Source organism: Acidiferrobacteraceae bacterium, assembly GCA_037388825.1.
Classification (GTDB): domain Bacteria; phylum Pseudomonadota; class Gammaproteobacteria; order Acidiferrobacterales; family JAJDNE01; genus JARRJV01.
The window spans coordinates 3,860-8,826 of record JARRJV010000110.1; the positions used below are offsets into that span (position 1 = coordinate 3,860).

General features: G+C 61.5%; 7 protein-coding genes. 4 read left to right on the top strand and 3 right to left on the bottom strand.

Annotated elements, in window-relative coordinates:
• The 3 genes from P8X48_12835 to P8X48_12845 form a co-directional block, all read left to right on the top strand.
• Positions 1-320 (top strand): nitrogen fixation protein NifQ (locus P8X48_12835; GenBank protein ID MEJ2108191.1); only part of this gene is annotated, 320 nt, incomplete at its 5' end.
• 51 nt (positions 321-371) lie between these two features.
• Positions 372-803, top strand: a complete 432-nt coding sequence (locus tag P8X48_12840) for an Rrf2 family transcriptional regulator (protein ID MEJ2108192.1) — start codon at positions 372-374, stop codon at positions 801-803.
• Between the two features lie 211 nt (positions 804-1,014).
• On the top strand, positions 1,015-1,737 hold the full coding sequence (locus P8X48_12845; GenBank protein MEJ2108193.1) for a sulfur transferase domain-containing protein: 723 nt from the start codon (positions 1,015-1,017) through the stop codon (positions 1,735-1,737).
• 9 nt (positions 1,738-1,746) lie between these two features.
• Here the strand turns inward: P8X48_12845 and P8X48_12850 are convergent, their stop codons facing one another.
• From P8X48_12850 to P8X48_12860, 3 genes are all read right to left on the bottom strand, one after another.
• Positions 1,747-3,324: a hypothetical protein gene (locus tag P8X48_12850; protein ID MEJ2108194.1), complete on the bottom strand. Its 1,578-nt coding sequence runs from the start codon at positions 3,322-3,324 to the stop codon at positions 1,747-1,749.
• Between the two features lie 144 nt (positions 3,325-3,468).
• Complete coding sequence (locus tag P8X48_12855) at positions 3,469-3,894, bottom strand: cyclic nucleotide-binding domain-containing protein (GenBank protein ID MEJ2108195.1); 426 nt, start codon at positions 3,892-3,894, stop codon at positions 3,469-3,471.
• Positions 3,891-4,442: a cyclic nucleotide-binding domain-containing protein gene (locus P8X48_12860; protein ID MEJ2108196.1), complete on the bottom strand. Its 552-nt coding sequence runs from the start codon at positions 4,440-4,442 to the stop codon at positions 3,891-3,893. Before P8X48_12860 ends, P8X48_12855 begins: the two co-directional genes overlap by 4 nt.
• Positions 4,443-4,780: 338 nt before the next feature.
• On the opposite strand from P8X48_12860, the gene P8X48_12865 reads away from it, so the two are divergent.
• Positions 4,781-4,967: hypothetical protein (locus P8X48_12865; GenBank protein ID MEJ2108197.1), on the top strand; the 187-nt coding region annotated here is incomplete at its 3' end.

The following is a 4,967-nucleotide window of genomic DNA, read 5'->3' on the forward strand; positions in this document are numbered from 1 at the left end:
ACGACGATCTCGTCGAGCTGCTGCTTGAGTATCGGACGGAGGCTACGGAGGAGGAGGCGTGGCTGGCCCACACGGTGGCCACGGCCTGCCTGGGAGAAAATCACCTGTGGCAGGATATGGGCCTGGGTGACCGCAACGAACTGTCGGCGCTGTTGCACAAGCACTTCTCCGCCCTGTACGCGAAGAACACGGGCAACATGAAATGGAAGAAGTTCTTCTACAAACAGCTCTGTGAACGCGCCGAGATCAATATGTGCAAGGCGCCGAGTTGCGGCGTATGCGTGGACTACGCCGCCTGCTTCGGGCCGGAGGATGGCTGAGGTGCCTGCCGTCGGGGCAGGACTGGCAACACCTGAAAACGGGAGAGAACCGTGGTACTGACAAGCAAGGGACAACTGGGCCTCAAGATCATGATGCGGCTGGCGCTGCACGAGGGAAACGGATTCATCCCCCTGGCCACGCTCGCGGACGACCTGGGAATCTCGATCTTCGAGATGCGCCGGCCTGTCGGCATCCTGCGCGACGCCGGGCTGATCCGCGGCGAGCGCGGCTGGAACGGCGGCTACATCCTCACCCGACCCGCCGCAAACATAAGCATGTCCGAGATTCTGTTGGCCATCGACCACCCAATCCAGGACGACCGATCCGGGGCGGAGTCCCTGTACGGGAAATGGGACCACGTCGGCGAGTTGTTCTACGATTTTCTTTCCGGCATTACCCTGCGGGATGCCATCGAGGCCGAGGAGGATCCCACGGCGGACAGTGGCCAGGGAATCGGGCTCGCCATAGGCTCGACACTATAATATAGGCGCGATCCCGGCGGTCACGGCCCAGACAACAAGTCCGGGCGCAGTTGTTTCCAAAAACCAATCATCTACGCTACCCTGTTAAAGTAAATTATCCCTAACTGGCAGGAAGTGTCCTTTCCTTTTGTTTTTTCCCCGGGGACTGCTTTAATCACACCGGGCTGACCAGCGTAGCCGTACCGGTCTCATGGCATTGTTGAAAAATCTTTTGAGTTACTTCCGAAAGGGCCGGCGCGCCTGGTTCCGGGGCTGGAAAGCGTGGCGCCGGTCCTGGAATGCCAATATCGATTCGCCGCTATCCCGCTTCTTCGCCTGGTTCGACATGACCATGGTTGACCATGGCTGGTTCCGCTACCTGTTCGCCAACCGCTACCGGGTCTCCGACAAGCTGGAGCGGGCAAACCATCCGACCCCCTATGGCGTGCGCCGTGCCGCCAGGCGCGGGATCAAGACCATCATCAATCTGCGCGGCGAAACGGATATCGGCAGCCTGTTGCTTTCGCGGGAAGCGTGCGAGCGCGAAGGCATCAAGCTGGTCACCGTCACCGCGCGTTCCCGCGGGCTGTTCACGCCCGAGGAGATCCTCGACGTCAAAAAGATGTTCGACGAGATCGAGTACCCGGCGATGATGCACTGCAAGTCCGGCGCCGACCGCGCCGGCTTCATGTCGGCACTGTACTTGATGATGGAGGAGGGGCGCCCGGTATCCGAGGCCAAGAAACAGCTTCACTGGCGCTTCGGCCATATTCGCCAGTCCGCTACCGGGATCCTCGACCATTTCTTCGAATCCTACGAGCGCGCCAACGCCAAGGAGCCCATCGACTTCATGGATTGGGTGCAAACCCAATACGACCCAGACGCCATGAAAAACGAATTCAAGACCAGGGGCTGGGCGAACCTGCTGGTGAATCGCATCCTGCGCAGGGAGTAGTCGCCACATCTAGCGGGCGAAGAGGGAGCTTCGGTGCGACACGAGCTGGATCTGCAGCAGATCACTGTGGAAGCTGCCGCCAAAGCTCTCCATGCGGCCCCCCTGCAGGGCGAGTGAATACCTGGGGTTAAGACGGAAGTTCACGCCCAGCATGGCCTGCTGAATGAAGCCCTCGTCGAGCGCCACGTTGCCGCCCCCGCCCACTCCAAGGTCGTAGGCGCCGCTGAACCTCACCGCGCCGAATCGCAGCAGTTCGGGTGCGACTTCGACACCGAGCAACGCTTCGGCGTATGAGCCGATGCTCCCGGCGTAGGCCCACTGGGTGCTGGCACGACCGCTCAGCCACTGCCCGATTACAGGCTTGCTCACCTCCAGGCCGGCGAGGTGAAGTTGAGCGCTGTAGCGCTGGCCGGATTTGTTTTGGATCGACGCCGGTGGAAAGTAGGTTTTTTGAGTCAGGGCCGCACGCCAGTGCATGAGTTCGTAGCGGGAAGCAGGGAAGCTGGCCCGCTCGCCGGCATTCGCGTGCGGGCGCTGCGCCTGCCAGCCGATCGCAAGGTCGACAAGATTGGAGGCGAATCTGCCATCGAGTGCCTGCATGCGCCCGGCCATCGCAGAGAGATAGAAATGCTTGCTCAGGTCGAGACTGAGCCCGGTCGCGGCCCGGCCGATCGTTCCGCCTCCGGTATCCAGCCTCGCATCTCCGGCGACCCCCAGCAGTGCCTTGATCTCCCAATTCAGGCGACCCGTCAACGGCACGCGTGCTCCCAGCCCGGCGGCCACCGATCCGTAACCATCGGCTCCGCCACCCCCGGCGCCATACAGCTCCAGTGCGGCGTACCCGTGCTCGGAAAAGAACTGGTCGACCTGGCTGCCCACCAGCCCGAAGTTGGCATTTGTGGTGCCATCTCCCGTGTAGTTGCCCAGCCGGCCGGCGGGGCGGCTGTCGTCGGTGGAGTAGTACATCACGCTGGGAGCGATCCGAAGGCGAGCGCTATAGCCATGGAACTCTGGGTAGTCGGCATTGCCATCTTTGTCCGACACCCAGTCGAAGCCGCTGAGGCGGTAGCCGATCACGAGGTGAGTATCGTTCGCATTGCTCGCCGTGGTATTGGGGTATCTGGTGTGCGCCACGCCAAACCGCAGGTAGTTGTTGTCCACCACGCGGTACTCGAGCATCGCATGTCCGCGCAGGAACGCGCCCCCGCCCGGAAAGGTTCTGAGCGAGCCACCGCCCGCGCCCACGTGCAATCCCAGGTCTAGGTCGAACCGATCGAGCAAGGGGATGCGGTTGCCCAGGGTTCCGCCCATGGTGAAGTAGCCGCCCTCGGTCCCCACCGCGGCACCGTAGCCGCCGACACCGAGGTATACCGACGGTATTGCGGCAAAAGGATGCAAGTCGAAGTGAAGACCGACGATGCCAATATTCCGGCCGCCCGGAAGTGGCACGAGTTCGTAGGAACTCCGCAGGTCGTGTTCGGATGCGCTGAGCTCGTAGGCGTCACCGCTGCCCGCGGCGATCGCGGTGGAACTGCTGAGGAGGAGGGCGAGGACGCAGGCTGGTAGGGCAGGGCTTATCGGTGGCACAGCTGATGTCCGGTCGTGTAGGCGATTGGGCTGTCTTCAAGGTTATCGGTAGAAAGATACCAATGTATGGAACAGACCGCATTTCCAGCCCCAAAAAAAGCCCGGTGCAAGACCGGGCCTTTGTCGTTTCCGGAGGGGTGTGTGCTAGATCGCCCGCAGGGATATCCTGGACTCGCTCTGCTGACCCAACAGAACGGCCAGCAGGGCGTGGTTGTAGGCGCGCAGGTCGCGGGCCAGTTGGCGCGCGATCACGTACTGGAAGTGATGGGCGATGGCAGTGCAGGTGGCTGCGCGCTTGCCGTGATCGACCAGGGCGATCAGCCCGAACAGTTCGCCGGGTCCCATGGTGCGCACATGCTCGATGCCCCGTCCTTCCGTCGCCATGCGGGTGACCGATACATCGCCTTCGAGTATGAGGTAGCAGGCATCTCCCTTCTTGCCTTCGTGGAGGAACACGTGCCCGTCCGGATAGGTCACGGTGGTCATCGCACGGGCCAGGGCCTGTGCCTCGGTCCGGTCGAAGGTGTCGAACAGCGGGTTGGACAGCAGGAACTCGGATATATCCATCATTTCGCTCCTCGGATGCCCATCAGGCGTGCAATCAGGGTGATCAATGTGGCGCGCTCTTTCGGTGCGAGTTCCTCCATGGCGTACTGACCGCTGGAGATCTCATGGGCCGCGCGCTTGCCGTAGGCGCGCAAGCGGTCGACCAGGTTCAGGGAAAGGGCATGCATGAGCGCACCGGCGGCGGGAGGCTGATTTTCGCGCAGATCGCTGAAGTCCTCGTGGGACATGGTGAGCAGTACGGTGTCCTCGTCGGCATCCACGCTGGCGGTCGCCGGGCCGGGTTCGATCAGCGTGACTTCACCGATCCATTCGCCCGGGCCGATCTGGCCGAGGAGGATCTTGCCGGACTCGTCCTCGATGCTGGCGGAGAGCTGGCCTTCCCAGACCAGGTAGAGCTTGGAACATGCCCCGTCGTACTCGATCAGCCGGGTACGGGCGGGAATCTGCTCGATACGCATGCTGCTCAGGACAGCCGCGAGATTGGGTGTGGAAGGAAAGCGATTGGCGAGGGCCGCGAAGCGGCTGGTGAACTGATCAACCGTAACGTCCACTTGGGATTCCCCTTCAGATTTCGCCGCGATACGTCAAGAACGCGATAAAGAATCTACGATAACACTTCACTTGAAGGGCTTCTAGCGCCGGAGCGGTGTTTTTTTGCGGCAAAAAGGGGAAAGGGGTGCACCGTCGTGCCGCGCAGCGGGCAAACGGATATCAAAAGGAGCCGTATTTGTGGCGTCGTAACCCCCTATGACCCGCTTCTGACAAAATTCCCGAACAAATGGCTGTAAATAGCTGGAGAATATAGCTATATTGACATAAAACCGGTCAGCGACCGCCTGCCTGCCCATGGGTGGCCAGGCAAAACCAAAATCGGGTGTAAGCGAAAAACATGGGCAGGAAGTTCGGGAGCATAGGTGCCGGCGTCATCGGCTCGGTCTTGATGTTTGCCAGTCTGGCGCCAGCCGTTCAGGCGGAAACGCCCGTTCCCACCGCCGAACAATTGCAGCAGTTCCAGCAATTGCCCCCCGCCCAGCAGCAACAGCTGATCCAGGCCTACACCCAGGGAAAGACCGACC

Excerpts from the sequence above, each read along its gene's own strand:
- P8X48_12855 (MEJ2108195.1), bottom strand. The coding sequence starts at position 3,894 with ATGATGGATATATCCGAGTTCCTGCTGTCCAACCCGCTGTTCGACACC.